Genomic DNA, 26,380 nt, shown 5'->3' on the forward strand with positions numbered 1-26,380 from the left:
TAGGCATAAGGTCGAGATGAGCCAGTCGCCCTACCCCGCCGTCGCCGCCGGACCGCCCCGGCCGAGCCTGATCCTGCGGCCCGGCCAAATGGCGCTGCCGGCTGGCATGGAGCGCTATTTTGTTCACGGCAATGGCGCAGTGCTTATCGACGTCGAGGCCGGCGACACGATCAGCGTGCGCAATGTCGAAGGCGGGCAGGCCTGCGAGCTGTTGGCATGGGACAAGACCGGCGCGACCGATGCCGGCATTTTCGGCGAGAAATCGAACAGCAATGCCGCCGGCATCAAGGCGCTGCTGGCCGATGGCGACGACAGCCTCGCTTCCTTGCGCCGGGGGCTGGAGCGACGCCAGGTGCAGCTGGATCAGGCAAAGACGGTTCGCGTTTTCGGTGGCGCCACCCCTGCCGGCACCGAACAGAGTTTTACCGTAGCCCGCGACGGCTCGATGCTCATCGCCGCCCCGGGTGGTCCTATGCTGGTCGACGGCCATGACACGGCGACGCCGCTCAGCATCATTGTGCGGCGCGCCACCATTCGCCCGGCGGCGAAGTCGCAGCTTGGCGACCCACTCGCCGATCCAGTGCTCGATTTGCGCGTCCATTCCGCGACCGCCGAATCCTACTTCGTCAAAGCCGGCGACTATCTGCAGATCATCGATGTCGACGGGCGCCAATGCACGGACTTCCAGTGCTTTTCGGCGCGCAAGCTCGACAAGGGACGCGACCATCCGCTCGACGTGACGACGACCCGCACGCTGATGGGTTCGAGCTACCCGATGCCCGGCCTGCACTCGAAATATTACGACCAGGACATGGAGCCGCTGGTCGAGGTCGTGCAGGACACTTGCGGTCGGCACGATGCGTTCGCGCTCGCTTGCGCTGCCAAATATTACGACGACATCGGCTACCCCGGTCACCCCAACTGCTCGGAGAATTTCAACCGTGCGCTGTCGGACAAGGGTGTAAATCCTCGCGCCGGCTGGATGGCGATCAACTTCTTCTTCAACACGGCGATCGACGCGCATGGCGTCATGGTTTCCGACGAGCCGTGGTCGCGGCCGGGCGACTATGTGCTGCTGCGCGCCTTGACCGACATCGTCTGCGTCTCATCCGCCTGCCCCGACGACACGACGCCGGCCAATGGCTGGAACCTGACCGACATCCATGTGAGGACCTATTCCGGCCAGCACAAATTCTCGCGAGCGATCGCCAGACGCATGACGCCCGATTCGGAACCGAAAATGACCCGCGAGACATCATTTCATTCGAGCTTTGCCAGGCACACCCGCAACTTCGTCGAGTACAGGGGGTATTGGCTGGCCAACGCCTTCGCCAAGGAGGGGCCGATCGCCGAATACTGGGCCTGCCGGCAGGACGCGGTGATCATGGACCTTTCGCCGCTGCGCAAATTCGAGGTCACGGGCCCGGATTCGGAAGCGCTGCTGCAATACACGCTAACCCGCGACGTGAAAAAACTCGGCGTCGGCCAGGTGGTCTATTCCGCCATGTGCTACGAGCATGGCGGCATGATCGACGACGGCACGCTGCTGAGGCTCGGCAAGGATAATTTCCGCTGGGTCGGCGGCGACGATCTTTCCGGCGAATGGCTGCGCGACACCGCGACAAAACTCGGCCTCAACGTGCTGGTGCGCTCGTCCACCGACCAGATGCACAATGTCGCCGTGCAAGGACCGAAGAGCCGCGACATCCTGAAGGAGATCATCTGGACCTCGCCGCTGCAGCCGTCGATCGAGGAGCTCGAATGGTTCCGTTTCGCCGTCGCGCGGATCGGCGGCGGCAACGGCATTCCGGTCGTCGTCTCGCGCACCGGCTACACCGGCGAACTCGGTTACGAGATCTGGTGCCACCCGCGCGACGCCGAAAAGGTGTTCGACGTCATCTGGGAGGCCGGCCAGCCGCATGGCTTGAAGCCGATGGGATTGCAGGCACTAGACATGGTGCGCATCGAGGCCGGTCTGATCTTTGCCGGCTACGAATTTTCCGACCAGACGGATCCGTTCGAGGCCGGCATCGGCTTCACGGTGCCGCTGAAGACCAAGGCCGACGATTTCATCGGGCGCGAGGCGCTGATCCGGCGCAAGGAAAACCCGCAGAGGAAGCTGGTCGGCCTCGACATCGACGCCAATGTCGCGGTTGGGCATGGCGATTGCGTCCATGTCGGCCGCGCCCAGATCGGCGAAATCACTTCGAGCATGCGTTCGCCGGTGCTGAACAAGACCATCGCGCTGGCCAGGCTCGACGTCACCCATGCCGCGATCGGCACCGAGGTCGAGATCGGCAAGCTCGACGGCCACAGCAAGCGGCTGCCGGCGCGCGTCGTGCCCTTCGCCCATTACGATCCGCAAAAGAGCAGACCGCGCTCCTGACGGTGGCATCCCTTGCCTTCTCCCCCCGGTGAGAAGGTGGATCGGCGCGCAGCGCCGAGACGGAAGAGGGGTGCTGGACGGAGTGCCGTCGGTGCCAAGCTGGATCACCCCTCATCCGACCTCGCTTCGCGAGGCCACCTTCTCCCACAACAAGGGGAGAAGGTAAGAGCGTGTTCCGCATCTGCGATGTGCACAGCTTCACAAAACGCTTGACGTGAAAGCGTGACGGATCAATCTTCACTGCCAAGAAAAAAATACTACTGAGCGGAAACCGCCTGAGCTCGTTTCAACGCGTGCGTCGGTGACGCATCGCGAGGTGTCGGCTGTCGCCGATGGGGAACATCAAAAATGGGGAATCCACGTATATGAGCACAATAGTCTCTGCACTGGTGCCGCCTGCCGAAGGGCAGCTGCACCGCAATATCGATTGGCGCGGCGCCTTCTGGGTGGCGAGCGGCGTTCCCGCCCTTGTCCTGTTTTCGATCGGCGGCATTGCGGGCACGACCGGCAAGCTGGCCTTCCTGATCTGGACGGTGTCCATGATCATGGGCTTCCTGCAATCCTTCACCTATGCCGAGATCGCCGGCCTGTTTCCGAACAAGTCCGGCGGCGCCTCGATCTATGGCGCCACCGCCTGGCTGCGTTATTCCAAGTTCATCGCGCCGCTGTCGGTGTGGTGCAACTGGTTCGCCTGGTCGCCGGTGCTGTCGCTCGGCTGCTCGATCGCCGCCGCCTACATCCTCAACGCGCTGGCGCCGGTGCCGCTGTTTACCGACGCCTCGCCGGAAGTCGCCGCCTATATCGCGGCTAACGCCGGAACGAGTGCCGCCGATGCCATCACGGCGGTGACCGCGGCCGCCACACCGGCGATCCGCAACTGGACGCTCTACGGGCACACGCTGGGTCCGGTCTCCTTCACCTTCAACGCCACTTTCTTCATCGGCGCCGTGCTGATGCTGATCATCTTCTCCATCCAGCATCGCGGCATCCTGGGCACGGCAAACGTGCAGAAATATATCGGCCTGTTCGTCATCATTCCGATGCTGATCGTCGGCGTCGTGCCGATCGTCACCGGCCAGATCGACTGGGCGAATTTTTCGCCGCTGGTGCCGCTGGCGGCCGCCTACGCGCCGGAGCCCGGGGCGTGGAACATTGCCGGCTGGACGCTCGTTCTCGGCGGCATGTTCATTGCCGCCTGGTCAACCTACGGTTTCGAGACTGCCGTCTGCTACACGTCCGAGTTCAAGAATCCCGGCACCGACACCTTCAAGGCGATCTTCTATTCCGGCCTGCTATGCATGCTGCTGTTCATCCTGGTGCCGTTCACCTTCCAGGGCGTGCTCGGCTTGAATGGCATGCTGGCGACCCCGATCGTCGACGGCTCCGGCGTTGCCGACGCACTGGCCGGCATGGTCGGCGGCGGACAGCTGGTCCATAGCCTTCTGGTGATGCTGATGATCCTGGCCCTGGTGCTGTGCATCATGACGGCGATGGCGGGGTCCTCGCGTACGCTCTATCAGGGCTCAGTCGACGGCTGGCTGCCGCGCTATCTCAGCCATGTCAACGAACACGGCGCCCCGACCCGCGCCATGTGGACCGACCTGATCTTCAACCTGGCCGTGCTGGCCATCGCTTCGGCCGACGCGACCAGCTTCTTCTTCATCCTTGCCGTGTCGAATTGCGGCTACATCATCTTCAACTTCCTCAACCTCAATGCCGGCTGGATCCATCGCATCGACAACGGCCATATCGCGCGGCCGTGGAAGGCACCGAGCTGGCTGCTCGGCCTCGGCGCCATCCTTGCCTATGTCAACATGATCTTCATGGGCGCCGGTGCAAAGATCTGGAACCCGATGGCACTGTGGGCAGGGCTGATCACGGCTGGCCTCATCATCCCGGTGTTCTGCTTCCGGCATTACATTCAGGACAAGGGCAAATTCCCCGACCACATGCTGGCTGATCTCGGCATGACCTCATCCGATCTCGCCGTCAGAAAGGCGGGCATCCTGCCCTACCTGACTCTGATCGCCGGCGTCGTGGTGATGCTGCTCGCCAACTGGCTGTTCGTCATCTGACCTCCGCCTCAAAGATTGAGCTTACGATGCGCGCTCGATCCTCTTGCACGTTTGTTCTTGCTTTGTTCCGGCAGTTATGCTAGTGATTTAGCTGTAGTGCCGATTGGCACCGATAACCCGCCGCCGAGGCGGGTTTTTTCGTTTCATGCCATATCTCGCGTGAGACTCAATCGATCTTGATGAACACGCCCTTGGTGTTGAGATACTCGTCGAGGTGCTCGGCACCGCCCTCGCGGCCGTAGCCGCTCATCTTGTAGCCGCCGAAAGGCATGGCCGGATCGATGGCGTGATAGGTGTTCACCCAGACCGAGCCGGCGCGGATTTTCCTGGAAAGCTGGTGGGCGGTGGCGAGATTTTGGGTGAACACCCCTGCGGCAAGACCGTAGGGCGTGTTGTTGGCTCGCTCGACCGCCTCGTCGAGCGTATCGAACGGCAATGCCGAGATGATCGGCCCGAAGATTTCCTCACGCGCGATCCTCATGTCGTCCGAGACACCGGCAAAAACCGTCGGCGCGAGGAAATTGCCGGCGGCCAGCGCACCCTCCATAAGGCGTTCACCGCCGGTGACGAGGGTCGCGCCCTCCGCCGTGCCGGCCTCGAGATACGAGGCGACCCGTTGCAGCTGCTTTTCGGAGACGAGCGGGCCGATCTCGGTCGCCGGGTCGATGCCGTCGCCGATCCTGAGGCCCTTGGCATAGACCGCAAGGCGCTCGACGAACTCGTCATGGATGGAGCGTTCGACGAACAGGCGCGAGCCGGCGATGCAGATCTGGCCGGAATTGGCGAACACCGACATCGCCGCGACCGGCACCGCCCTGTCGAGATCGGCGTCGGCGCAGACGATGACCGGCGACTTGCCGCCAAGCTCAAGCGAGACGCGTTTGAGGTTGCCGGCCGAGGCGCGGACGATCGATTGGCCCGTTGCCGTCGAGCCGGTGAAGACGATCTTGTCGACGCCCATATGCTCGGAAAGAGCGGCACCTGCCTCCGCACCGGTGCCGGTTACGATGTTGACGACGCCTGGCGGAACGCCGGCCTCGTTCATGATGTCGGCGATCAGAAGCGGCGTCAGCGGCGCCTCTTCCGAAGGTTTCAGCACCACGGTGCAGCCCGCGGCAAGCGCTGGCCCGATCTTCCAGATCGAAGCGGCCGTCGGTGCGTTCCAGGGGATAATGGCGCCGACGACGCCGACCGGCTCCTTGCGCGTGAAGGAGACGATTTCGCCCGGCAGCGAGTTCTCAATCGTCTCGCCATGCAGGGACGTCGCCATGCCGGCGTAGTAGCGCAGCATACCGATGACGCGGTTGCGGTTGGCACGGGTACGCACGATCGGCATGCCCATGTCGGTCGTGTCCGAGCGACTGATCTCCTCCCAGTGCTTTTCGAAGAGGTCGGCGATCCTGAGGAGCAGCACCTGTCGCTCGTAAGGCTTATACCGGCTCCACGGCCCGTCGAAGGCCCGGCGCGCCGCGGCCACCGCCAGCTCGATATCACCGCGGTCGCCGCGCGGCACCGTGGCAATGACCGCGCCGGTGGCTGGATTGCGGGTCTCCATGGTGCGGCCCGAGCGGGCGTCGACCCAGGCGCCATCGACGAACATCTGACGGTGGCGTCCGTCGATCGGCTGGCGCAGCGCCACCGGTGTCTGAGCTACGGTCATGACGTCCTCCTCCAGAGCTCTGCCGGTGGGCGGATTTAACCCCTGGACGTCACATCTGCCAACAGCTCTATTCGGCGGCCAGAGCCAGTCGCGGCCTGTCGTCGCTTTCTGCCAGCTCCGGCTCGGCCGCCTGCTCCGCATCCTCGGCCTTCTTGCGCTCCCTGCCGAAGAACAAGGCATAGCCTGCCGGAAGGACGAGGATGGTGAGCACGGTGGCAACGAGGATGCCGCCCATCATGGCATAGGCGAGCGGACCCCAGAAGACGCCGCGCGAGATCGGGATCAGCGCCAGGACCGCCGTCAGCGCGGTCAGCATGATCGGCCGGAAACGGCGGACCGCCGAGCCGATAATGGCCTCCGAGCGCTCCATGCCGGCCGCTATATCCTGGTCGATCTGGTCGACCAGGATGATCGAGTTGCGCATGATGATGCCGAGCAGCGCGATCACGCCGAGGATGGCGACGAAGCCGAACGGCGCACCACTGATCAAAAGTGCCGCCGCAGCACCGATGATGCCGAGCGGACCGGTCGCCAGCACCAGCATCGCCTTGCCGAAATGCTGCAATTGGATCATCAGCAGCACGACGATGACGGCCAGCATGATTGGAGCTTTCGCAGCAATGGAGGCTTGGCTTTCGGCCGAATCCTCGGCGCCGCCCTGGATCTCGATGTTGTAGCCGGGCGCCAGACCGTCGCGCAGGCCTTGCATCTCGCTGTACATCTTCATCACGACATCGTTCGACTGCACGCCATCCGGCAACGTGGCACGCACGCTGATGGTCGGGAGGCGGTCGCGCCGCCACTCGACGCCTTGCTCCAGCACCGGTACGACCTTGGCCACCTGCGACAGCGGCACGAAGCCACCGAAATCCGTCGGGACAGAGACGGAGTCGACCGCCGACAGCAGGTGACGGCTTGCTTCCGGTTCGCGGGCGACGATCGAAACGGTCTCCTCGCCATCGCGGAAATCATCGAGCGGCGCGCCCGACATGGTCGCCTGCAGCATCTGGCGGATGCGCTGCGAGGTGACGCCGAGCGCACGGGCGCGATCCTGGTCGATCACCAGCTTCATCTCCGGCACCGGCTCCAGCCAGTCGTCGTGGACGGCGCCGAGCAGCGGATTTGCCTGGAACTTCGCCTTCACCTCGTCGGCGATGCGGCGCACCTCCTGGCGATCCGGACCCATGACGCGCATCTGCACCGGCCAGCCCGTGGGCGGCCCGAGGAACAGGCGGTCAACCTTGGCACGGACCGACGGGAAATCCTCGGCCAGAATGGTGCGCAGCTTGACGATCAGCCGTTCACGGGCCGGTTCGTCATTGGCCATCACCAGAAGCTGGGCGAAGTTCGGATTGCGAAGCTGCTGGTCGAGCGGCAGGAAGAAGCGCGGCGCGCCCTCACCGATATAGGTGGCGATGAAGCGCTTGTCCTTGTCGTCCATCATCCTGGTTTCGAGTGCCTTGGCCTGCGTCTCGACTTCCTTGATGCTGGTGCCTTCCGGCAGCCAGAGGTCGACGAGGATTTCCGGACGCGACGACTGCGGGAAGAAATTCTGCGGGATGAACTGGAACGCCCACAGGCTGGTGGCGAAGGTCACCAGCGTCATGACCAGCACGATGATGCGGTGGCGCACGGACCAGCCGACGGTGGCGCGAAGCCGGCGGTAGAAGCGCGTGTCGAAGACATCGTGATGGTTGCCGGCGTGTTTTCGCTGCTTGAGGATCATGTGACCGAGCCACGGCGTGAAGTAAACCGCCACGAACCAGGACACGACCAGCGCGATGCCGACGACGTAGAACAGCGTGCGTACGTATTCACCGGCCGTCGAGGCCGCGAAGCCGACCGGGATGAAGCCGGCGGTGGTGATCAGCGTGCCGCTCAGCATCGGGAAGGCCGTCGAGGTATAGGCGAAGCTCGCCGCCTCGATTTTGACCAGTCCTTCCTCGAGCTTGCGCTCCATCATTTCGACGACGATCATCGCGTCGTCGACGAGCAGACCGAGCGCGATGATCAGCGCGCCGAGCGAAATGCGCTGCAAATCGATGCCGATCTCGTACATGATGGCGAAGGTGGCGGCCAAAACGAGCGGAATGGTGATCGCGATCACCAGGCCCGAACGCCAGCCGATCGTCAAGAACGAGACGACAAGCACGATCAGCAGCGCCTCGCCAAGCGCCTTCATGAACTCGCTCACCGCTTCCCGCACGACTTCCGGCTGGTCGGCGATCTGATCGACCGAAACGCCGTAAGGCAACGCTTCTTCGAAGCGGTGATAGGTCGCCTCGACCTCCTTGCCGACATCGGTGACGTTGAAGCCCTTGGCCATGACGACGCCGACCTGGACACTGTCGTGGCCGTTGAAGCGGTATTTGCGCTGATAGGGGTCTTCGAGGCCTGTGGTCACGGTTGCGATGTCGCCGAGGCGCGTCACCTGGTTGCCGGCGCGCAGGCGAAGTTCGCGGATGTCGGCCGCCTCCGTCACGTTGCCTTCGACCGAGATGCGCACCGAACGCTGGCCGGTATCGACCGAGCCTGCCGGATCGACATTGTTCTGGCCCTTGATCGCGTTCTGCAGATCGGTGAGCGTCAGGCCACGCTCGGCAAGCACCTTGGACGAAACGTCGATGTAGAGTTTTTCCGGCTGGTCGCCGATGATCACGGCCTTCTCGACGCCGGGCGTCGTCAGCAGCATGTCACGCGCCTGGATGGCTAGTTTCTTCAGCTCGGGATAGCTGTAGCCGTCGCCGCTGATCGAATGCAGGGTGATGAAAGTGTCGCCGAACTCATCATTGAAGTAGGGCCCAAGCAGCCCTTGAGGCAGCTCATTGGCGATATCGCCGACCTTCTTGCGTACCTGGTAAAAGGCATCCGCGACCTGCGTGGGATTGGTGTCGCCTTCCACCTGCAAGGTGATGATGGCGCTGCCGGCGCGCGTGTAGGAACGGACGAAATCGAGATGCGGCGTTTCCTGCAGCTTGCGCTCGATCTTGTTGACGACCTGGTCCTCCATCTCCTGGATCGAGGCCCCCGGCCAGACAGCCTGGACGACCATGACGCGGAAGGTGAAGTCCGGGTCTTCCTTCTGGCCCATGCGCATCAGGCCGAGCGCGCCGGCAACGATGATCAGGCCGAACAGGAACCGCGCAATGCTCGGGTGCCCGATTGCCCAGCGCGAAAGATTGAAGGGCCGCTTCTCATTGGTGTCGGTGGTCATAGCGCCAGTCCATTTGTCTGATCGTCAGCGCACGCACATGGCATGCCCACTGAGCTTCTAATGCTGGCTTCCGGGCGGCGAGGCTTTCCGAGCGGAGAGACACTCATCGCGGTGGGACGCGGGGATCGATGTGGGGGGCTACATCGACCTGACGTCTCGACAATCGGGCACCTGCCGCCCGGAAACCATGAACCGCATGACCTCGCGGCTTGCGCCGATGCGAGGAAAAGCCGTTTTATTCTTGGCCGTCAGCGCACGCGCTTGGCGGCGTCGCTATCGTCGTCCGCCGATGCGGACTGCTGCACCGCATCGCCGGTCAGCTTGACCTTCAGATTCTCGGTCATGAATTGCGTGCCCGCCGCAACGACGACGTCGCCGGGGTTCAATCCTTCGGCAACATGCACGCCGTCGGCGGTGAATTCGGCTACCTTGATCGGACGCGCATGGACGGTCTCGCCGTTGCGGTCCACGGTCCAGACGATCTGCTGGCCTTCCTTTTGCGCCAGCGCGCTCAACGGGATCGATACGCTCCGCAGGCTGTTGTTGGCCGCCGAAGCCTCGATGTTGGCGGTCATGCCGAGAAGCACGCGCGGATCGTTGGGCAGGCTGACGCGAACGGCAAAGGTACGCGACTGCTGATCGGCGCTGCCGGCGACTTCACGGACCTTGCCATCGAGCGTCAGCGCATCGTCGGACCAGAAGCTTGCCTTGACGTTCTTGCCCGGCTTGAACTGGGCGATATCCATTTCCGGAACGGCGATCAGCACTTCCTTTTCGCCATCGACGGCAACGGTCACAACCGGCGTGCCGGACCCGACCACCTGACCGACATCGGCGGTGACTGATGTGACGATGCCGTCCCTGTCCGCCTTAAGATCGGTGTAGAGGACCTGGTTCTTCGCCTGGTCAAGCGATGAGCGCGCGGAATTCCGGGTGGCGACCGCCTGATCGTAGCTGAGCGTCGCCTGTTCGAGCTGCGATTTCGACGCGAAGGTCTTGGCAAACAGCTGTTCGGCACGACGGCGGGCAAGGCCCGTTGTCTCGACCTGCCGCTCGGCGGCCTCGAGGCTGGCCTCGGCACTCTTGACCGAAAGGGCGTAGTCGGCGAGATCGATGCGGGCCAGAACGTCGCCCGGCTTCACGCGCTGACCGATGTCGACCAGGCGCTCGGTGATCTTGCCGTTGATACGGAACCCGAGATTCATCTCGGTGCGGGCGCGCACCGATCCGGAGTAGGAGAGCTCACGGGTATCGTTTGCCTTGGCGATCTCGACGACCTTGACCGGCCGGACGATGTCCTTGACTTCCACTTTTTCTTGCGAGCAACCGGCGAGCCCAAGCGCCGCGACGACGACCAGTGCCGGTCCCATAGCCGGCAGCCTGTTCATGATGGATTTGGACAAAGGCACTTGCGTACTCCCGAACTGGAGATGGATTGTGGACGCCCTGCGGATGCCGCCGGTCATTTCTTCAAAGCCCTGATGGCAAACTCGATAAGTTCGTCCGGCATCGCCCGATTCTTCTTGGCAAGGCACTGGGCGACCATTTGCGGGTGACAGAGGGTGATGATAGCGGCGCCGAAACACCGCGAAGCGACTTCCGGGTCCTGGTCGGCAAACTCGCCTGCTGCGATTCCCTCGCGGATCACCTCCTCCACCAAGCCGCGGATCCTGTCGATATGCTTCTCGATGACGTGCCAATCGCGTTCGATGGCAACGACCACCATTTCGTGCACCTTCTCCTGGTCGAGCATGGTGTCGCGGGTCCACTGATAATGCGTTTGCACGTAGCGGCGAAGCCTTTCGCTGGCCGTTCCGGGACTATGGCAGGCGTCGTAGGTCAGTTGGTAGCAGGTAGCGAGCATACGGCCGCAAACGGCTTGGTGGATCTCAACCTTGGAGGCGAAGAAACGGTAGATGTTGGCCGTCGACATGCCGAGTTCACGCGCTATGTCGGCGACATTGGTTTTGCCGTAGCCGTAGTGGCGGAACAGTCGCTCTGCGCAATCGAGGATGCGCGCGACATTCTCCTGCCGGACCAGGTCGGCCGTATCGAGGGTATCATGCATCTTGTTTTGTTAACCCTTACGAATGACGAATTTTGAATTTCGTCACTCGTAATTCGAAATCGACCGGATGTCAACAGCGATGTTACCTTCGTTGGGCGACCGGTGACATCTGTTGACACAACTTGGGCGTGAACAGCGTTAATGAAGCCTGCTGCGGGCCGTGCACGGGCCACCCGCCAGGCTCAGGGGATCGGGCGCCTTATTTCATTCAAGACGTGCTCCGTAGCGCGCAGCAATGCGTTATCATCCAAGCCGCGGAAAGGAGAGTTGGGATGACCGTGCTGCGCATCGTCTCGAATATCGCAACAGACAGCATTCCGGATGTTCGGAAGTTCTATACCGACCTGTTCGGGCTCGATGTTGTCATGGATCACGGGTGGCTCGTCACGCTGGCGTCCCGGGAAACAACCATTCCCCAGATCAGCATCGCCAGCGAGGGTGGCTCAGGCACCCCCGTACCCGATCTGTCGATCGAGGTCGACAATGTCGACGAGGTATATCTTCGCGCAAACGAGATCGGTTGCAGAGTGGTCTATGATCTGACCGACGAACCGTGGGGCGTAAGACGTTTCTTCATTGCCGACCCGACTGGCAAGTTGCTCAACGTGCTCTCGCATCTTCGCTAAAGCGCGTCGCATTTGACCGACCTCACGCGACGCGCTTTAGGTCGTTGTTTTGTGCACGTCGTTATCGCAAAACCGCTGCACAGTTTTGCGCGACATGCATTAGGATTGTTCTGCAATTCGGGACATTGACGACCTTCCAAACATTAGCCGAATAACGGAAACGGGCGGCGGTCACCGGAGGAACCATGAGCAGAACAATTCCATTTCATTTCGTCGATGTCTTCGCGGTGGCGCCGCTGACGGGCAATTCACTTGCGGTTGTGGACGGCGGTGGCGAGCTGGCGCTCGAGCTCATGCAGAACATTGCACGTGAGTTCAACCAGTCCGAGACCACCTTTGTCCTGCCGGCGACCCGGGCGGACGCCGATTGGAAATTGCGCTCTTTCACGCCGAAAGGCGTAGAGGTTTTCGGTGCAGGCGGACACAACACGCTAGGGGCTTGGTGGTGGCTCGCTGCGGCGGGGCGGCTCGAGCTGGGCGATGGCCCAACATGGTTTCACCAACAGATCGGCGACTTGGTGTACCCATTGGCCATCTGGCAAAGCCAAGGGAAACTCGAAAAGATCATTATGCGGCAAGAAGCCCCAGTGGCCGGCCGGCAGCTCTCAAACCTTGGCGCTCTTGCCACGGCACTCGGCCTTAATGCTGAAGAAATAGCGGACGTTGTGCCTTGCCAGGTGGTCTCGACCGGTGCTGCCCATCTCCTGGTGCCAATCCGCGATCGCGAAGCCGTCGACCGGATTTCGCCTGATGCCAAACAGCTTTTCGACCTGCTCAAGGAGGTCGGCGGGGAAGGCTGCTACGTCTTCTCACTCGATCCGCTACAGCCCGGAACCACAGCGTATGCACGCTTTTTCAACCCGACTGTCGGCATTTCCGAGGATCCGGCAACCGGTACGGCTGCTGGTCCGCTCGCCGCACATCTCGTTGCACACGGTCTTGCACAGCCCGGCGTAATCAAGGTCGAGCAAGGCACTACTCTTGGACGTACCAGCATCATTGAGGTAGTTGTAGATGCCGGCTCAGTGAGCGTTTCCGGACGCGGCATCGTGGTGGCGAGCGGGGCTTTTTCGATCTAGTCGAATGTGTAGTCCGGTGGCCGCGGCGAACCTGTGCCCGTCCCACAAGTTCGCAGTAGCCCACCATTTGGCGCGGCTATGCGGATGACGTCATTCTGCCACTTGCCTTCGACTTGGATCCGCTTAGGTAGCCGATCTGTTCAGTCTGTTCAGGCTTTCGCCCAGTATGACAAGCGAGATGCCGAGCAGCGCAATGTCCTTGATCAGGAACTGACCGGCGGGACCGAGCGCGGGAAAGCCGAGCGCAGGCTCCCAGATCGGCAGGGCAACCATGATCGAACAGGTGACCAGGAAAATCAGCGCGGCCAATGCCCCACCGGCCACACCGGCGCGCGTCGACCAGGGAGAGGCAATCAGCAGAAGCGCGGTCGCGATCTCGACGACGCCAAGCACATAAGAGGCACCGGCTTCACCAAATACCGGATACATCCAGGCGAGCCAGGGCGTGCCGCTGATCAGCGGCCTCAATGCCTCGATCTCAACGGCCGTGAATTTCATCCCGCCGATCATGAGAAGCGGCAGTATGACCCCGATCAGGGCGAGGATCCGCCCCGCTTTGCTGACCGCGGTGTTCTCCATCGGAATGCTCCTCCTGCTAGATCTTCTTCCGTCGGCTTGGTTCTGTATCGAGGACGATCGGGAGGCACTCGATCCGACACTGAGGGATCTTTTTTGCTCCGTTCATGTTGGCTTAGCTGGGCCAACAATGATCTGACACGGATTATTGGTGCTGACCTGCCTACCCCTTCGCCATCTCCCTCAGCCTGAACTTCTGTATCTTGCCGGTCGAGGTCTTCGGGATTTCGGCGAAGATCACCGCTTTCGGCACCTTGAAGCGGGCGAGCAGCGCGCGGCAGTGATCGATGATCTCGGCTTCGGTCGCCGTCCTGCCCGGCTTCAGCTCGACATAGGCGACCGGCACCTCGCCCCATTTGTCATCGGGCCTGGCGACGACCCCGCAGGAGGCGACGGCGGGATGCTTGTAAAGCGCCTCCTCGACCTCGATCGATGAGATGTTCTCGCCGCCGGAAATGATGATGTCCTTGGAGCGGTCCTTGAGCTGGATGTAGCCGTCGGGATGCCTGACGCCGAGGTCGCCCGAGTGGAACCAGCCGCCGGCGAAGGCCTCGTCGCTCGCCTTGCGGTTCTTCAGATAGCCCTTCATGACGATGTTGCCCCGGAACATGACCTCGCCGATCGTCTCGCCGTCAGCCGGTGTCTCCTCCATCGTCTCGGGGTCCATCACCGTCAGATCCTCGAGCGCGGCATAGCGCACGCCTTGCCTGGCCTTCCTCGCCGCCCTGAGACCCTTCTCCAGCCCATCCCATTCGCCATGCCATTCGTTGACGACGGCCGGGCCATAGGTCTCGGTCAGGCCATAGAGGTGGATGACCGCAAAGCCCGCATCGGCCATGCCCGACAGCACCGCTTCCGGCGGCGGTGCTGCGGCCGTGCTGAAGGTGACCGTCTGCGGAAATTGCCGCTTGTCCTCGTCCCTGGCATTGATCAGCACCGACATGACGACCGGCGCGCCGCACAGATGAGTGACGCCGTAATCGGCGATGGCGTCGTAAATCGGCTTCGGCCGCACCCAGCGCAGACAGACATGGGTGCCGGCCTGCACGGCCAGCGTCCACGGAAAGCACCAGCCATTGCAGTGGAACATCGGCAGCGTCCACAGATACACCGCATGCTTGCCCATGCCGGCATGGATGGTGTTGGCGTAGGTCATCAGTGCCGCACCGCGATGGTGATAGACGACGCCCTTCGGATTGCCTGTGGTACCGGACGTGTAGTTGAGCGAGATCGCGTCCCATTCGTCGTCGGGCATCGACCAGGCGAAATCCTCGTCGCCGCCCGCGACGAAGTTCTCGTAGTCGAGCGTGCCGATCCGCTGGCCCTTGGGATATGGGGCGTCGGCGGCGTATTCGGGATCGTCGTAGTCGATGACCAGCGGTTCTACCTTAGCCAGCGCCAGCGCCTCGCTGACGACATTTGCGAATTCGCGATCGACGACAAGCACCTTGGTTTCGGCATGGTCGAGCTGGAAGGCGATGACCGCGGCGTCAAGGCGGGTGTTGAGCGAATGCAGTACCGCCTTGGTCATCGGCACGCCGAAATGCGCTTCCAACATCGGCGGCGTGTTGGACAACATCACGGTGACGGTGTCGCCCTTGCCGACGCCGCGCCTCTGCAGCGCCGAGGCAAGCTTCAGCGACCGCCGCCAGAAATCACGATAGGTCGTGCGCTGACTGCCATGGATGATCGCGACATGGTCGGGAAAGGTCTTTGCCGCCCGCTCCAGATAGCTGAGCGGCGTCAGCGGCTGGTGGTTGGCTGGATTCCTGTCGAGATCCTGTTCGTAGGGATTGGCCATCCCGTCCTCCCCAATATCGTTCTCGAACCTTCTAACCACAGGCCTCCGCCCCGTCACCATCAACGATGCCACGATAGAGCGCATTTGGCACAATGATGATCTAGATTCCGCGCGCGAAAGGGTATCGTTTACCCCCGCTCGATTTGACTTTTGTCGAGAGCCATGAATAATGTCAGCGAGGAGATGGCATGGCGATCCGACCGGCAGAACAGCTTATCCACAAGGCCGCCTGGCTCTACTATGCCCATGGCCTGCGTCAGGATCAGGTGGCCAGCCAGCTCAAGATTTCCCGAGCCTCGGTCGCCATGTATCTGCGCAAGGCGCGCGAGACCGGCATCGTGAACATCTCGACCTCAACCCAGCTTTTCACCGACGATGTCATGGCGCGCAAGCTCGAAGACGCATTGAAGCTCGATGCCGTCTGGATCGCGCCGGAAAACGGCCATGTGGCCGATCCGTCGACCGACATCGCGGTGTTGGCGGCCAGCGTCTTTCTCGAACTGATCAAGAAGGGCGACCGCATCGGCGTCGCGTGGGGAAGAACCATCTATACGATCGCCGACATCATGTCCTATGCCGATCTGCAGGATGTCACGGTGGTGCAGCTCTGCGGCAATCTGGGAGCCCCCTATTCCTACCGGCCCGATCAATGCACCATGGAAATCGCACGCCGGCTCAACGCCAAGGGGCTCAATTTCTACGCACCGCTGGTGCTGACGACAGAGGAACTGGCACGCGGCCTACGCGCCGAGCCGGTGATCCGCGAGCAGTTGTCGGGCATCAGTGCATGCAACCTGGCGCTTTACTCGGTCGGCACCGTCGACGCCGACAGCCATGTCGTCAAATGCGGCGCGCTGACTGCGAGCGAAATGGAGGTGCTGCGCCGTGCCGGGGCTGCCGGCGTCATCGCCGGGCAGATCATCGACGGGCAAGGCAAAGCGCTCGACTGCAGCTACAACCGGCGGATCATTTCGGCGGAGCTGTCATCGCTGCGCAAGATTGAAAAACGCCTGGTGGTGGTGCAGGAAGACAGCAAATTCGAGCCGCTGGTGGCGGCGATCGCAGGTGGGCTGTGCACGCATCTGGTGGTCGGCGCCCGGATGGCGCGACGGCTGCTCGACCATGCCGGACCGGCGGCGGAAAAGGTCGCCTAGATACGCAAAACGCCGCCGCGGGCGCATTGTCATCAAAGCGTCGCGGCGTTCCTGTTCACAAACAAAGAGAAATCGGACGAAGCGAACATGAAGAACCTGTGGAATGACGGCGACGCGGAGAAGCTGGTTGCCGACTATGCAACAAAGGGCGTTGCCCGCGACCTGGCGCTGCGCGTCTATACGACCAGGCTTCTGGGCGGCGAACCGCGGCTTGTCCTGCATGGCGGCGGCAACACATCCTGCAAGACAAAGGCCACCGACCTCGTTGGCGACGAATGGGACGTGCTCTGCGTCAAGGGCAGCGGCTGGGACATGGGCGTCATCGAGCCGCAGGGCCTGCCGGCGGTCAAGCTCGGCGCCCTGCTCAAGGCGCGGTCGCTCAAGAAACTCTCCGACGAGGATATGGTCGCCCTGCAGCGGGTGAACCTCATCGACCCGTCTTCGCCAAACCCCTCGGTCGAGACGCTGCTACACGCCTTCCTGCCGCATAAATTCGTCGACCATACGCACTCGACCGCCGTTCTGGCCATCGTCGACCAGGATGATAGCGAGGCACTGAGCAAGAAAGTCTTCGGCAACAAGATGGGGTTCGTGCCTTACATCATGCCGGGCTTCGACCTGGCGAAGGCGGCGGCCGATGTCTTTGACGCCGACCCGACGGTCGAGGGCCTGATCCTCGACAAGCATGGCATTTTCACGTTCGGCGACGATGCCAAACAGGCCTACGACCGGATGATCCACTATGTGAACGCCGCCGAGGAGTTCATCGCCAGCCACGGCAAGCCGCTTGCCGAAAAAGCCGCCTTGCCGGCCAGGCTGGCCAAGCCTGCGGACATTGCGCCGATGCTGCGCGGCTCAGTGGCGGTAGCGCGCGGCGAAGGCCGCTTCGACCGCATGATCAGCGATTTCCGCACCTCGGACGCGATCGTCGATTTCATCAATTCGGCAAAGATTGCCGATTATGCCGGGCGCGGCGTATCGACGCCCGACCTGTCGATCCGCATCAAGACCGGGCCGATGGCGCTGCCGGCGCCCGACGCAGACAAGATCGGCGACTACAAATCCGTCATCCGCCAACATGTCGAGAAATTCGCCAGGGACTATCGCGCCTACTTCGAAACCAACGACGCGCTCGATGATGTGAAGCGCACGATGCTCGACCAGATGCCGCGGCTGACGCTGGTGCCGGGCCTCGGCATGTTCGGCCATGGCCGCACGCTTAAGGATGCGAAGATTGCCTCCGACGTCGGTGAAATGTGGATCGAGGCGGTGCGCGGGGCCGAAGCGGTCGGCGATTTCCGCCCGCTGTCCAAAGCCGACCTGTTCCCGCTCGAATACTGGTCGCTGGAACAGGCCAAGCTCGCCTCCAACAAGCCGAAGCCGCTGACCGGGCAGGTTGTGCTGGTCACCGGCGGCGCCGGCGCAATCGGCGCCGCCACGGCAAAGCTGTTCGCCGACAACGGCGCCCATGCCGTCGTCGTCGATCTCGATGCGTCAAGGGCGGCGGAAGCGGCGAAGAAAGCCGGCAACAGTTCGATCGGCATCGGCGCCGACATCACCGATCCGGCGCAGATGCGCGCGGCATTCGACAAGGCGGTGGCCGTCTTCGGCGGCCTCGACATTCTCGTCTCGAATGCGGGGGCTGCCTGGGAAGGCCGGATCGGCGAACTCGACGACGCCACTTTGCGCAAGAGCTTCGAGCTAAATTTCTTCGCCCACCAGTCAGCGGCGCAGAACGCGGTGCGGATCATGCTCGAACAGGGCACCGGCGGCGTGCTCCTTTTCAACACCTCCAAGCAGGCGATCAATCCGGGTCCGAAGTTCGGCGCCTATGGCATCCCGAAGGCGGCGACGCTGTTCCTGTCCAGGCAGTATGCCCTCGACTATGGCGCCCATGGCATCCGCTCGAATGCCGTCAACGCCGATCGCATCCGTTCCGGATTGCTTACCGACGCCATGATCGCCAGCCGTTCGGGCGCGCGCGGCGTGTCGGAAAAGGAATATATGGCGGGCAATCTGCTTGGTCAGGAAGTGACGGCCGAAGACGTGGCCCAGGCTTTCCTGCATCAGGCGCTGGCCGAGCGGACCACCGCCAGTGTGACGACGGTCGACGGCGGCAATATCGCTGCGGCGCTGCGGTAGGCTCAAGAACAGTCCAGATGCAAAAGAGCGGCCCGCAAGCCGCTCTTTCCTTTTGCCTGCGATTAAAAGCTACTTGGCGTTCGGGTTCGGCATCCAGGCCGGCATCGCGACATCGGCATGGGCGAACTGCGGCAGCTTGGCCGAAAGGTCTTCCATGTTCTTGATGTCCTTGTCGATCAGATCCTTCTGGGTGATCAGCGTCGGCGGCACGATGACGTTGTGGCCCGGGTCTTCGCCGGCCAAAAGCTGCGCCAGCGCGCGCACCGAAACCTGGCCGACGACGGCCGGATTGGTGGCGGCGGTTGCCGCCCAGGCGCTGTCGGGCTCGCGCATCGCGGCGATGTCGGAGGTCGAGATATCGGCCGAATAGATCTTGATGTCCTTGTTGAACCCCGCCTCGTCGACTGCGATCTTCACGCCCTTGGCGAATTCATCATAGGGCGCGAACATCACCTTGATGTCGGGGTTGGCCGACAACACCGAGCGGGCCTGGTTGGCGACGGAATTGGCGATCGGATTGTCGAGCGTGCCGAACATCGCCGCCTCGTTGATCCCCGCATATTTCTTCTTGAAGTCAACCCAGGTCTCGTTGCGGCGGTCGAGCGGCGCGATGCCGGCGACATAGACATAGCCGGCCTTCCAGCTCTCGCCATTGTCCTTGATCGCCTGTTCGAGCGCGAGGCGTGCGAGGTCGCGGTCGGACTGTTCGATCTGCGGGATCTTGGGGTTTTCGACGTTGACGTCGAACGCTACGACCTTGATGCCGGCGTCGACCGCGCGCTGGGCGGCTTCCTTCATCGATTCCGTCAAGCCGTGCTGGATGATGATGCCCTGGACGCCAAGCGCGATGGCCTGGTCGACCATGTCTGCCTGGAGGGCGGCGTCCTGACGGCTGTCAAGGACGCGCAGATCGACGCCGAGCGCCTTGGCCTGTGCTTCGACACCGGACAGATAGGCCTGGAAGAAGTCACCGGTCGAGAGATAGCGGACCAGCGCGATCTTGACGGCGCCGGGCTTGTCGAACGGCGCCGGCCTGTCCTGCGCCATCGCCGGGACCTGCATCAGCAGCGCGGCGCCGGCAAGCCCGAGTGCTGCCTTCCCCAAAAGTCTTCTCGTGATCTTCATGTTGTCTCCTCCACTTGTTGAACTCAAATTTCAGCCGGTCGAAATCCTATCTGTCGAAACCCTACCTCTTGCCCCTGCCGGAAAGGGCAAAGGTGAAGACAAGGGCAACCACAAGAACCACGCCCTTGATGAAATCCTGCGTGTAGTAGGGCGCGTTCATCATCGTCAGGCCCTGCAGCAGCACGCCGACAAACACCGCACCGACGGCCGTGCCGAAGGCGTTCGGCTTGGCGGCCCCGAGGACCGCATAGCCGATGAGCGCCGCGGCGACAGCGTCGAGCAGGAGATTATTACCCGAGGCGATGTCGCCGCGTCCAAGCCGGGCAGCGAGCAAAATGCCGCCGATCGAGGCAAAAACCCCTGAAATAACGTAGGCCCAGATTTTGTATGCCTTGACAGGCGCGCCGGCGAGTTCGGCAGCCCGTTCGTTGCTGCCGACCGCATACATCATGCGTCCGAAACGGGTGTATTCGAGAAAAAACCAGATCAGCACCGCAAGCACGAGCAGGACGACTACCGAAACCGGGATGAGGTTGGGGATGAAGAAATCGAAGCGGTGGCGGCCAAGCGCCAGGAAGCCAGCGCCGAACGTGCCGTTGGCGACCGCGCCATCGGGCATCGTCATGCCGGTGGCGATCGAGCGGCCCTCGGTCGGAATGCGCTGCAGGCCGACGAGCAAGAACATCATGCCGAGCGTCGCCAGAAGGTCCGGTACGCGCATATAGACGATCAGCCAGCCATTGATGAGGCCGACAACGGCACCGATCAAGAGACAGGCGACAACCGCGACGACGGCGTTCTGCTCCAGCACCACCATGACATAGGCGGCTGCCATCATGGCGCTGGTGGCGACGGAGCCGATCGACAGGTCGAAGCCGCCGACGACCAGGGTGGCGGTGACGCCGAGCGCCAGCACGCCGGTGATGGCGACCGACTGGAAGATGAAGACGGCGCTCTGCGGCGAGATGAAGCCATCGGCGGCGATGGCGAAATATGCAATCAACCCGAACAGCAGAACGATGAAGCCATAGCGGATGGCATGGTCGCGCGCCGCTGCCATCCTTACCAAACCCGAACTCATGCCCTCTCCATTCCACGTTCCATTATCTGCCCGCCCTCACGCTGCGCTGTGCAACGGTCTGCCCGCCACTTCCGCCAACAAGCGCTCGAGGTCGATGTCGGCGTTGCGGTGTTCGCCAACGATTGTCTGCTCCGACATCACCAGGATGCGGTCGGCGGTCTCCAGCGCCTCGTCGAGTTCAGTGACGAACAGCAGCGTCGCACGGCCGTTCGCGCTCGCCCGCAGCTTGGCCGCGATGTCGCGCCTGGCCGAAATGTCGACGCCCTGAAACGGCTCGTCCAGAATGAACAGCTTTGCCGCCTGCGAGATCCAGCGGGCGACCATCACCTTCTGCTGGTTGCCGCCGGAAAGGGCTGACATTTCGTCCTTCTCCGAGCGGCAGACGATGCCCAGTTCCCGAATCTGCTGGCGGGCGGTGGCGCGCTCGATGCGGCGCTTGAGAACGCCCATACGCGACATCCGCCTGTGGAACGGCAGGCTGATATTTTCCTGGATGTTGAAGTCGCCGACGATCCCGTTTTCGCTCCGGTCCTTGGCGACGAGAAACACGCCGGCGGCGATCGCCTCGCCTGTCGAACCCGGAGCATAGGGTTTTCCGTTCAACGTCATGGTCCCGGTGAGCGGCTTGCGGACGCCAAACAGCGTCTCGGCGAGCGCGGTCTTGCCGACGCCGACGAGGCCGGTGATGGCAACGACTTCGCCATCGCCGAGCGTCAGCGAGATCGGCATGGAGCCTTCTGCAATGCGCAACCCGTCGATCGTCAGGATAGGCTTGGCCGAATTCCTGGCGACGATCCGGTCGAGGTGGATCTTGCGGCCGAGCATGGCGTTGACGGCGCCTTCATAATCGAGCGGCTTGCGGTCGAAAACACCTGAGATGACGCCGTCTCGCATCGAGACGATCCGGTCGGCAAGCCGCCTGATGTCGGACATGCGGTGCGAGATGTAGAGGATCGCGACGCCCTGCTCGCGTAGCCTGTCGACCAGCGCGAACAGCCGGTCGGCTTCGGCGCTGGACAAAGAGGAGGTCGGCTCATCGAGGATCAGGACCTTCGGCTGATGCGCCATGGCGCGGGCAATCGCCACCATCTGGCGGTCGGCCAGCGAGAGATCGCTGATCCGGGCCTTCAGGTCGATGGCCAGCCCCATGCGGTCGGCAACCGCTTTTGCCTCGCGACGCACCCGGCCCGGATTGAACAGGGTCGGCGCGCCGCTGCCGCTCAGCCTGTCGAGCGTCAAATTGGTGGCGACGTCGAGATCGGCGACGACACCGTCATTGATGTTTTGATGAACGGTGACGACGCCGGCGCGGATCGCCTCCGCCGGCGTTTTTGGCGCGAAGTCCTCCGGTGCGAAGTCGTGGCCGGCGAGGCTCATCGTGCCGCCGCCGCGCTCGTAGACGCCGCTGACGATTTTGACCAGGGTGGATTTGCCGGCGCCGTTGGCACCCATCAGCACGGTTACTTCGCCGGCATGCAAATCGAGCGAGACGCCGCCAAGCACCTCGATATGGCCAAAGGACTTCCTCAGGCCGTGCACGCGGAACACGGCATCATTGCCCATTCGTTCCTCCCTGACCATGACGCTAGGGGCTGCTTCGGCAATTGTCAACACGATTGACAATTGCCAGAGGGTTTCCTAGCTTGGACTAACCGCCTTGGCTCCACTATGATGGGAGCACATCAGCGGGAGGGTGAGGATGACCGGGAAATTGCCGTTCGAAGCACTGTCGGTCGAGACATTGGCGGCACGCCTTGGCGGCAACGAGGCGCTGTGTTCGCATATCGGCAAGGACACGGCCCGCTGGAAGGTCCGCGAGGTCGGCGACGGCAATCTGAACCTGGTCTTCATCGTCGAGGGCGCCACGGGTGCTGCCGTCGTCAAGCAGGCCCTGCCCTATGTTCGCCTGGTCGGCGACAGCTGGCCGCTGCCATTGAAGCGCTCCTTCTTCGAGTATCACGCGCTGACGCGGCAGGAAGCGAGAGCGCCCGGTTCGGTGCCGGCGATTTATCATTTCGACGAAGTCCAGGCGCTCATCATCATGGAATATCTGTCGCCGCACATCATCTTGCGGCGGGCGCTGATCGAGGGCCGCCAGTTGCCGAACATCGCCAGGGATATCGGCTTGTTCATGGCCCGCACGTTGTTTCGCGGCTCCGACCTCAGCATGGTGACCAAAGATCGCAAGGCGGATCTGGCGCTGTTCGCCGACAACGTCGAGCTCTGCGATATCACCGAGAATCTGGTGTTCTCCGATCCCTATTTCGACGCCAAGATGAACCGGCATACGAGCCCACAGCTCGACGGCATCGTCGCAGAATTGCGCGCGGACCGCCATCTCAAGGTCGAGGCGCAGCGGCTGAAGCATCTTTTTGCGGCCAACGCAGAAACGCTGCTGCACGGCGACCTGCATTCCGGCTCGATCATGGTCACCGACTCAGAAACGCGGATGATCGACCCCGAATTCGCCTTCTACGGGCCGATGGCCTTCGATGTCGGCATGCTGCTCGCCAATTTCTGGATGGCGTTCTTTTCGCAGCGCGGTCACGAACAGAAGGAAAAGCGCGACGCCATGCGCGGCTATTTGCTCGATGTGACGGTCGAGACGTGGTCGGTATTCCGCACCGAGTTTTCGCATCTGTGGCGAACCGAGCGCACCGGCATGCTCTACCAGAAGAGCCTGTTCGAGGATCAGGGCGACAGGCTTGGCGCCGAACAGGCGCTCGACCACATGCTGCATTCGATTTGGACCGACATGCTGGGCTTTGCCGGCGTCGAGGTGCACCGGCGTATTCTGGGCCTGGCGCACAACGCCGATTTCGAGACCATTGCCGACGAGGATCTGCGCGCCACATGTGAGGCGAAGGCACTGAAATTCGGCCGTCACATCGCCGTCAACCGGCGCCAGATTCACAGCATCGACGAGGTCAACACATTGGCCGCGCTGATCGAACAGGAGAACAGAATTTGAACGTCGGCGACCGTCACTACCGGACCATCTGGCTGAGCGACGACGGCCGTTCGGTGGACATCATCGACCAGCGCTGGCTGCCGCATGATTTCCGCGTGGAAAAAGTCGGCACGGTTGCCGGCATCGCGACGGCGATCCGCGACATGTGGGTACGCGGCGCGCCACTGATCGGCGTCACCGCCGCTTATGGCGTCGCCATGCAGATGGCCGACGATCCATCCGATGCAGCACTCGACGGCATCTGGGAGGTCTTGCACGAAACGCGCCCGACCGCGATCAATCTGCGTTGGGCGCTCGATGAGATGCGAGGTTTCCTGCGGCCGCTTCCATCTGGACAACGCGCCGAGGCTGCTTACCGGCGCGCCGGAGAAATCGCCGACGAGGATGTCGGCCTCAACCGAGCCATCGGCGTTAATGGACTTGAAATCATCAAGGAAATCGCGGTGCGCAAGCGGCCGGGAGAACCGGTCAACATCCTGACCCATTGCAATGCCGGCTGGCTCGCCACCGTCGACTACGGCACCGCCACGGCGCCGATCTATTTGGCAACGGAAGCGGGCATTCCCGTTCACGTCTATGTCGACGAAACACGCCCGCGCAACCAGGGCGCTCAGCTGACCGCATGGGAGATGGCCGGCCATGGCGTGCCGCATACGCTGATCGTCGACAATGCCGGCGGCCATCTGATGCAGCGCGGCCAGATCGACATGGTCATCGTTGGCACGGACCGCACCACCGCCGACGGCGATGTCTGCAACAAGATCGGCACCTATTTGAAAGCGCTGGCCGCGGCCGACAACGACGTGCCGTTCTACGTCGCGCTGCCGTCGCCAACCATCGACTGGACGGTGGGTGACGGGCTGGCCGAAATCCCGATCGAACAGCGTTCCAGCGACGAGGTCTCGCTGGTCTGGGGCAAGACCGCGAATGGCGAGATTGCGCAGGTCCGCATCTCGCCGGATACGACGCCCGCGGCAAACCCGGCCTTCGACGTGACGCCGGCGCGGCTGGTCACCGGATTGATCACGGAGCGCGGCGTCGCCAGGGCCTCGCGCGAAGGCTTGAAGGCGATGTTTCCCGGACGCTGATGATCCGGCTTCATTGACTTTTGAAAGCGGTATCAGCGGATAACCGAGAGTCCAGCCGTTGATTGCCCCATCCGCAGCAAGGGCGCGGCTTGCGTCTCATCCAGAGTAGCTCGTCTCTGACAGCCGGCATTTTTATGACGGCCGATTCTGCGTGTCATCCTGGTGCTCGCCTCGCCAGCACGCGGACAAGTTAAAGCGACGCGATCGTCCGTCGATGCGGTGGGCGATGCTAACAACCTACGACACTGACGAGCGGGCCGCATTCGATTCCTATCCAGTTGCCAAGCCGTGGTAGTGTGATTATACCAGTTGATTAGATGACGATTGGCCGGGCCATCGTTCGAGATCAGGAGTAACGGCTAGATGACAACGATAGCGCTGTTTGGTGCCGGCGGCAAAATGGGTTACCGCCTGTCGACCAATTTTCGCGGCTCTCACTACACGATACGCCATGTCGAGGTCAGCGACGTCGGCCGCGAGCGGCTAAAGACGGGGTTGGGCATCGACGCGGTCAGCGCCGACGAAGCCCTCGATGGCGCCGAGGTGGTCATCCTGGCGGTTCCCGACACCCATATCGGCAAGGTGGCGGCCAGCATCGAGGGCAAGCTTGCTGCCGGCACCATGGTCGTCGTGCTGGACGCCGCAGCACCTTTCGCCGGCCATTTGCCCAAGCGGCCGGACCTGACCTATTTCGTCACCCATCCCTGCCATCCGCCGATCTTCAACGACGAGACCGATATGGCGGCCAAGAAGGACTATTTCGGCGGCGTCAAGGCCAAGCAGCATATGGTCAGCGCGCTGATGCAGGGACCGGAGGAAGATTTCGCCAAGGGCGAAGCGATCGCCAAGATCATCTGGGCCCCGGTCATGCGGTCGCATCGCGTCACGGTCGACCAAATGGCCCTGCTCGAACCCGGCCTTTCGGAGACTGTCTGCGCCTCGTTGCTGGTCGTGATGAAGGAAGCGGTCGACGAGGTCGTCGCGCGCGGGGTCGACCAGCAGGCCGCACTCGACTTCCTGCTTGGCCACATGAACGTGCTCGGCGCCGTCATCTTCGGCGAGACCAAGGGCGTGTTCTCCGATGCCTGCAACAAGGCCATCGAGTTCGGCAAGCCGGTCTTGATGCGTGACGACTGGAAGCGGGTCTTCGAGCCGGAAGAGATTGCAGCGAGCATTCAGCGCATCACCTGAGGCGGGTACATATCATCTGAATTAGTGATTGACTCATCATACCAGTTGGCTTAGCTGTTCGTAAGCTCGGGCCAACCCGGGCCTCGCCAGGGAATTCGAGGCTTGGGCAAGCGGAGGAGGCCGGGACTGGAGGGCGCGACGAT

At 62.5% G+C, this 26,380-nt stretch carries 18 protein-coding genes; 9 read left to right on the plus strand and 9 right to left on the minus strand.

The annotated features are described in order from the left end of the window. The first annotated feature begins 16 nt into the window (after window positions 1-16). Both ACWTU8_RS20240 and ACWTU8_RS20245 read left to right on the plus strand, forming a co-directional pair. Complete coding sequence (locus ACWTU8_RS20240) at window positions 17-2,386, plus strand: DUF1989 domain-containing protein (RefSeq protein ID WP_455849540.1); 2,370 nt, start codon at window positions 17-19, stop codon at window positions 2,384-2,386. A gap of 365 nt (window positions 2,387-2,751) precedes the next feature. After that, window positions 2,752-4,461 carry an APC family permease gene (locus tag ACWTU8_RS20245; RefSeq protein ID WP_455849541.1) on the plus strand — a complete coding sequence of 570 codons (1,710 nt, stop codon included), beginning with the start codon at window positions 2,752-2,754 and terminating at the stop codon, window positions 4,459-4,461. A 166-nt stretch (window positions 4,462-4,627) separates the two neighbouring features. On the opposite strand, the gene ACWTU8_RS20250 is transcribed toward ACWTU8_RS20245, so the two are convergent. From ACWTU8_RS20250 to ACWTU8_RS20265, 4 genes are all read right to left on the minus strand, one after another. Continuing rightward, window positions 4,628-6,121: an aldehyde dehydrogenase family protein gene (locus ACWTU8_RS20250; RefSeq protein ID WP_455849542.1), complete on the minus strand. Its 1,494-nt coding sequence runs from the start codon at window positions 6,119-6,121 to the stop codon at window positions 4,628-4,630. A gap of 67 nt (window positions 6,122-6,188) precedes the next feature. Then, window positions 6,189-9,335 carry an efflux RND transporter permease subunit gene (locus tag ACWTU8_RS20255; protein ID WP_455849543.1) on the minus strand — a complete coding sequence of 1,049 codons (3,147 nt, stop codon included), beginning with the start codon at window positions 9,333-9,335 and terminating at the stop codon, window positions 6,189-6,191. A 248-nt stretch (window positions 9,336-9,583) separates the two neighbouring features. Continuing rightward, window positions 9,584-10,723 (minus strand): efflux RND transporter periplasmic adaptor subunit, encoded by a 1,140-nt coding sequence (locus tag ACWTU8_RS20260; RefSeq protein WP_455849636.1) that lies wholly within the window; start codon window positions 10,721-10,723, stop codon window positions 9,584-9,586. 74 nt (window positions 10,724-10,797) lie between these two features. Beyond that, complete coding sequence (locus ACWTU8_RS20265; RefSeq protein WP_287380659.1) at window positions 10,798-11,403, minus strand: TetR family transcriptional regulator; 606 nt, start codon at window positions 11,401-11,403, stop codon at window positions 10,798-10,800. Window positions 11,404-11,675: 272 nt separating this feature from the next. On the opposite strand from ACWTU8_RS20265, the gene ACWTU8_RS20270 reads away from it, so the two are divergent. Together ACWTU8_RS20270 and ACWTU8_RS20275 are read left to right on the plus strand one after the other, a co-directional pair. Continuing rightward, window positions 11,676-12,029 (plus strand): VOC family protein, encoded by a 354-nt coding sequence (locus ACWTU8_RS20270; protein WP_287092117.1) that lies wholly within the window; start codon window positions 11,676-11,678, stop codon window positions 12,027-12,029. A gap of 185 nt (window positions 12,030-12,214) precedes the next feature. After that, the gene (locus ACWTU8_RS20275; protein ID WP_455849544.1) at window positions 12,215-13,108 is read left to right on the plus strand and encodes a PhzF family phenazine biosynthesis protein; all 894 of its coding nucleotides are present in this window, start codon (window positions 12,215-12,217) and stop codon (window positions 13,106-13,108) included. A 123-nt stretch (window positions 13,109-13,231) separates the two neighbouring features. On the opposite strand, the gene ACWTU8_RS20280 is transcribed toward ACWTU8_RS20275, so the two are convergent. Both ACWTU8_RS20280 and ACWTU8_RS20285 read right to left on the minus strand, forming a co-directional pair. Next, on the minus strand, window positions 13,232-13,687 hold the full coding sequence (locus tag ACWTU8_RS20280) for a DUF417 family protein (RefSeq protein ID WP_455849545.1): 456 nt from the start codon (window positions 13,685-13,687) through the stop codon (window positions 13,232-13,234). Window positions 13,688-13,847: 160 nt separating this feature from the next. Next, window positions 13,848-15,485, minus strand: coding sequence for an acyl-CoA synthetase (locus ACWTU8_RS20285; protein ID WP_455849546.1), 1,638 nt, complete (start codon window positions 15,483-15,485; stop codon window positions 13,848-13,850). A 188-nt stretch (window positions 15,486-15,673) separates the two neighbouring features. Here ACWTU8_RS20285 and ACWTU8_RS20290 point away from each other — a divergent pair, with 188 nt between their 5' ends. Together ACWTU8_RS20290 and ACWTU8_RS20295 are read left to right on the plus strand one after the other, a co-directional pair. Beyond that, window positions 15,674-16,639 carry a sugar-binding transcriptional regulator gene (locus tag ACWTU8_RS20290; protein WP_029355313.1) on the plus strand — a complete coding sequence of 322 codons (966 nt, stop codon included), beginning with the start codon at window positions 15,674-15,676 and terminating at the stop codon, window positions 16,637-16,639. An 87-nt stretch (window positions 16,640-16,726) separates the two neighbouring features. Continuing rightward, window positions 16,727-18,781: a bifunctional aldolase/short-chain dehydrogenase gene (locus ACWTU8_RS20295; RefSeq protein WP_455849547.1), complete on the plus strand. Its 2,055-nt coding sequence runs from the start codon at window positions 16,727-16,729 to the stop codon at window positions 18,779-18,781. 69 nt (window positions 18,782-18,850) lie between these two features. Here the strand turns inward: ACWTU8_RS20295 and ACWTU8_RS20300 are convergent, their stop codons facing one another. The 3 genes from ACWTU8_RS20300 to ACWTU8_RS20310 form a co-directional block, all read right to left on the minus strand. Then, on the minus strand, window positions 18,851-19,906 hold the full coding sequence (locus ACWTU8_RS20300; RefSeq protein WP_065008346.1) for a substrate-binding domain-containing protein: 1,056 nt from the start codon (window positions 19,904-19,906) through the stop codon (window positions 18,851-18,853). 61 nt (window positions 19,907-19,967) lie between these two features. Further along, window positions 19,968-20,987, minus strand: coding sequence for an ABC transporter permease (locus ACWTU8_RS20305; RefSeq protein WP_455849548.1), 1,020 nt, complete (start codon window positions 20,985-20,987; stop codon window positions 19,968-19,970). Window positions 20,988-21,023: 36 nt separating this feature from the next. Beyond that, on the minus strand, window positions 21,024-22,550 hold the full coding sequence (locus ACWTU8_RS20310) for a sugar ABC transporter ATP-binding protein (RefSeq protein WP_455849549.1): 1,527 nt from the start codon (window positions 22,548-22,550) through the stop codon (window positions 21,024-21,026). Between the two features lie 136 nt (window positions 22,551-22,686). Between ACWTU8_RS20310 and mtnK the strand changes: the two genes are divergently transcribed. From mtnK to ACWTU8_RS20325, 3 genes are all read left to right on the plus strand, one after another. Next, window positions 22,687-23,958: an S-methyl-5-thioribose kinase gene (gene mtnK / locus ACWTU8_RS20315; protein WP_455849550.1), complete on the plus strand. Its 1,272-nt coding sequence runs from the start codon at window positions 22,687-22,689 to the stop codon at window positions 23,956-23,958. Then, window positions 23,955-25,046: an S-methyl-5-thioribose-1-phosphate isomerase gene (mtnA, locus tag ACWTU8_RS20320; protein WP_095518180.1), complete on the plus strand. Its 1,092-nt coding sequence runs from the start codon at window positions 23,955-23,957 to the stop codon at window positions 25,044-25,046. The genes mtnK and mtnA overlap by 4 nt, the downstream gene beginning before the upstream one ends. A gap of 363 nt (window positions 25,047-25,409) precedes the next feature. After that, the gene (locus tag ACWTU8_RS20325) at window positions 25,410-26,237 is read left to right on the plus strand and encodes a phosphogluconate dehydrogenase C-terminal domain-containing protein (RefSeq protein ID WP_127209653.1); all 828 of its coding nucleotides are present in this window, start codon (window positions 25,410-25,412) and stop codon (window positions 26,235-26,237) included. Window positions 26,238-26,380 lie beyond the last annotated feature (143 nt).

It is taken from the genome of Mesorhizobium sp. BHbdii (assembly GCF_053848045.1).

Excerpts from the sequence above, each read along its gene's own strand:
- ACWTU8_RS20240 (WP_455849540.1), top strand. The coding sequence starts at position 17 with ATGAGCCAGTCGCCCTACCCCGCCGTCGCCGCCGGACCGCCCCGGCCG.
- ACWTU8_RS20245 (WP_455849541.1), top strand. The coding sequence starts at position 2,752 with ATGAGCACAATAGTCTCTGCACTGGTGCCGCCTGCCGAAGGGCAGCTG.
- ACWTU8_RS20250 (WP_455849542.1), bottom strand. The coding sequence starts at position 6,121 with ATGACCGTAGCTCAGACACCGGTGGCGCTGCGCCAGCCGATCGACGGA.
- ACWTU8_RS20255 (WP_455849543.1), bottom strand. The coding sequence starts at position 9,335 with ATGACCACCGACACCAATGAGAAGCGGCCCTTCAATCTTTCGCGCTGG.
- ACWTU8_RS20260 (WP_455849636.1), bottom strand. The coding sequence starts at position 10,723 with ATGAACAGGCTGCCGGCTATGGGACCGGCACTGGTCGTCGTCGCGGCG.
- ACWTU8_RS20265 (WP_287380659.1), bottom strand. The coding sequence starts at position 11,403 with ATGCATGATACCCTCGATACGGCCGACCTGGTCCGGCAGGAGAATGTC.
- ACWTU8_RS20270 (WP_287092117.1), top strand. The coding sequence starts at position 11,676 with ATGACCGTGCTGCGCATCGTCTCGAATATCGCAACAGACAGCATTCCG.
- ACWTU8_RS20275 (WP_455849544.1), top strand. The coding sequence starts at position 12,215 with ATGAGCAGAACAATTCCATTTCATTTCGTCGATGTCTTCGCGGTGGCG.
- ACWTU8_RS20280 (WP_455849545.1), bottom strand. The coding sequence starts at position 13,687 with ATGGAGAACACCGCGGTCAGCAAAGCGGGGCGGATCCTCGCCCTGATC.
- ACWTU8_RS20285 (WP_455849546.1), bottom strand. The coding sequence starts at position 15,485 with ATGGCCAATCCCTACGAACAGGATCTCGACAGGAATCCAGCCAACCAC.
- ACWTU8_RS20290 (WP_029355313.1), top strand. The coding sequence starts at position 15,674 with ATGGCGATCCGACCGGCAGAACAGCTTATCCACAAGGCCGCCTGGCTC.
- ACWTU8_RS20295 (WP_455849547.1), top strand. The coding sequence starts at position 16,727 with ATGAAGAACCTGTGGAATGACGGCGACGCGGAGAAGCTGGTTGCCGAC.
- ACWTU8_RS20300 (WP_065008346.1), bottom strand. The coding sequence starts at position 19,906 with ATGAAGATCACGAGAAGACTTTTGGGGAAGGCAGCACTCGGGCTTGCC.
- ACWTU8_RS20305 (WP_455849548.1), bottom strand. The coding sequence starts at position 20,987 with ATGAGTTCGGGTTTGGTAAGGATGGCAGCGGCGCGCGACCATGCCATC.
- ACWTU8_RS20310 (WP_455849549.1), bottom strand. The coding sequence starts at position 22,550 with ATGGGCAATGATGCCGTGTTCCGCGTGCACGGCCTGAGGAAGTCCTTT.
- mtnK (WP_455849550.1), top strand. The coding sequence starts at position 22,687 with ATGACCGGGAAATTGCCGTTCGAAGCACTGTCGGTCGAGACATTGGCG.
- ACWTU8_RS20325 (WP_127209653.1), top strand. The coding sequence starts at position 25,410 with ATGACAACGATAGCGCTGTTTGGTGCCGGCGGCAAAATGGGTTACCGC.